1 protein-coding gene and 1 pseudogene are annotated in these 2213 nt (G+C 78.5%); one reads left to right on the top strand and one right to left on the bottom strand.

The annotated features are described in order from the left end of the window. Positions 1-1271 (top strand): annotated as a pseudogene (locus tag ACH9D2_RS05270) (hypothetical protein); the annotation flags it as partial. A 9-nt stretch (positions 1272-1280) separates the two neighbouring features. On the opposite strand, the gene ACH9D2_RS05265 reads toward ACH9D2_RS05270, so the two are convergent. Beyond that, entirely contained in the window at positions 1281-2120 is an 840-nt protein-coding gene (locus tag ACH9D2_RS05265; protein ID WP_396361704.1) for a hypothetical protein, read from the bottom strand. Positions 2121-2213: the final 93 nt, after the last annotated feature.

Here is a 2213-nt window from a genome sequence, read left to right as displayed (position 1 = left end):
CGCGGCTCGTCCAGGCCTCGCTCGTCCTCCCCGTCGAGGACGGCGCGGCGACGCGGTACCGCGTGCTCGGGATCGTCCGGGCCTTCGCCGCCGAACGCGCCGACGACGGCGCGCCCGCCGCCCTCCGGCGGTGGGCGGGCGGTCATGCCGAGCGGTGCGCCCGCGAGGCGGCCGGGCCCGCCTGCGGCACGGCGCTGCGCGGGCTCGAGCTCGCCCGGGGCGATCTGGCCGCCGCCGTCGCCGGTGCCCTCGCGGCCGGGTGCCTCGAGCCGGCGGCCCGCGTCGTCGGGGCCCTCGGGCTGTGCGTGCACTGGATCCCGGGCCCGGTGCTGTCCGAGCTGACGCTCCGGGTCGGGGAGCACCCCGACCTCGACGGGACCGCGGCCGCCGCGCTCGCGCTCGGGGCCGCCACGCTCGCCGCTGATGAGCGCGGTGAGCCGGCCCGCGCGCGCCGGCTCGGATCCCGCGCCCGGCGGGCGGCCTCGACGCCGGCCGAGCGGTACCTGGCGCTGGCGTCCCTGGGCGTCGCGGCCATGTACGCCGGGGACCGGGAGGAGGCGGCGCGCTGCTGGCAAGACGTCCTGGCGATCCCCCACCTGCCGGACGCGTACGCGGCCGACGCGCACGCGGTCCTGGCGCTGGCGTGCGCGGCGGCCGGGGCGGTGCGGGAGGCCGAGGAGCACGCGGCCGCGGCCCGCCGGGGGGCCGAGCGCAGCGGTGCGGCGTCCCGCGTCGCGTTCGCGCTCTACGCGAGCGGTGAGGTGCTGCTGCCTGCCGACCCGGAGGCGGCGGCCGACGTCCTGCGCGAGGCGGCGCGGCTGGCCGACGGTGTGCGCGCCGAGCAGGTCTCGGCCGTGGCCCGGGTGGCGCTGCTCTCCGCCCTCACCAGGACCGGACGGGAGGCGGAGGCCCTCGACCTCGCCCTGACGCTGCTCGAACTGCAGCGGCGCGGGGGCCACTGGCCGCAGCTGTGGACCACGCTGCGGATCCTCGCCGAGCTGTTCACCGCCGCCGGGCGAGCGGAGGCGGCCGAGCTGGTCCTCGCCGCCGCCGAGTCGGCCGAGTCGGCACCCGGCCTGGCCGGCGACGACGTCGAACGCTACCGGCGGTTGCGGGCCACCGTGCGGGAGGGGCTCGGGGCGGACCGAGCGCACCGGATCGCCACTCTCGCGCGGCTGCTCCCGCCCACGGAGGTCCTCCACCGCGCCCGGGACACCGCCGAGGAGCTCAGCGCGCGCTCGTCCCCCAGCCCGGGCCCGGCCGCCGCGTAGGAGGCGGGGTCACCTCCCGAGCTCGGCCAGCTGCTCCGCGACGAGGGCAGGAATGTCGTAGTCCGTGTGGGCCCCGGCGGTCGTGATCCGCTGGGCCTGGTCGTAGCCGGCCTCCCGGTACCCGGCCTCGGCCTGAGCGGCGGCCGCCTGGGCCGACCAGGAACCGCTGTCGGTGGCCCAGGCGCCGTCCCGGTCGCCCACGACCCAGGTCAGCTCCAGGTCGTCGGTGGCCGCGGTGGCCGCGGCGATGGGCTGCCCGTAGGTGCCGCCCCCGCCGATGAAGGCGGCCCCGGACCCGGCCGGCAGCCAGTCCATGCCCTCGCGCAGCAGGCCCCGGGAGAGGAACTCCGCGCCCCCGGAGTACCCGGCCATCAGCACCCCGGCGTCGGTGGTGGGGGTGATGTTGGTGGTCGCGAACTGGCGCACCGCCTCGGCGGTGGCCTCGGTGTTCCCGGCCCGCCAGCTGCGGGTGCCGTGCGGGGCCTCGACGAACACGAAGGCCCGGTTGGTGTCGGCAGCGACCTCGGCCATCCGGGTCGCGAAGCGTCCCTCGGGCTGCTCGGCGCGGGCCGTGCCGTCCCCGTCGAAGTAGAACACCGCCCCGGACGGTCGGTCCCAGTCCACGCCCTCGGCGTAGTAGTGGTAGCTCAGCGTGATGCCGTTGTCCGCGCGGAACGTCCGGTCCGTGCCGCTGACGGGGTGCCAGCCGGTGGAGCTGGTGGTCACGGCCTGGGCCGGGGCGGCGGCCAGGAGCAGGATCGCGGCCGCGAGGAGACCGGCGCCCATCCGGGGCTTCGGCGTGCGTGCGCGGCGGCGGGCAGGGACGTGGGCAGGCCGGGGGGAAGCCATGGTGCTCTCTTTCGGTCTTGCGCTGGGCGCTGGGGGGGGGTCTCGCCCGTTCCGCACGGGCGAGGTGCGGCCGGGACCGTCAGGGGGGGGCGT

Source organism: Kocuria rhizosphaericola (genome assembly GCF_044462205.1).
Taxonomy (GTDB): domain Bacteria; phylum Actinomycetota; class Actinomycetes; order Actinomycetales; family Micrococcaceae; genus Kocuria; species Kocuria rhizosphaericola.
This window is presented reverse-complemented; position numbering and strand designations above follow the sequence as displayed.

Bases quoted from the DNA above. Each gene is read 5' to 3' on its own strand.
- ACH9D2_RS05265 (WP_396361704.1), bottom strand. From the start codon at position 2,120: ATGGCTTCCCCCCGGCCTGCCCACGTCCCTGCCCGCCGCCGCGCACGC.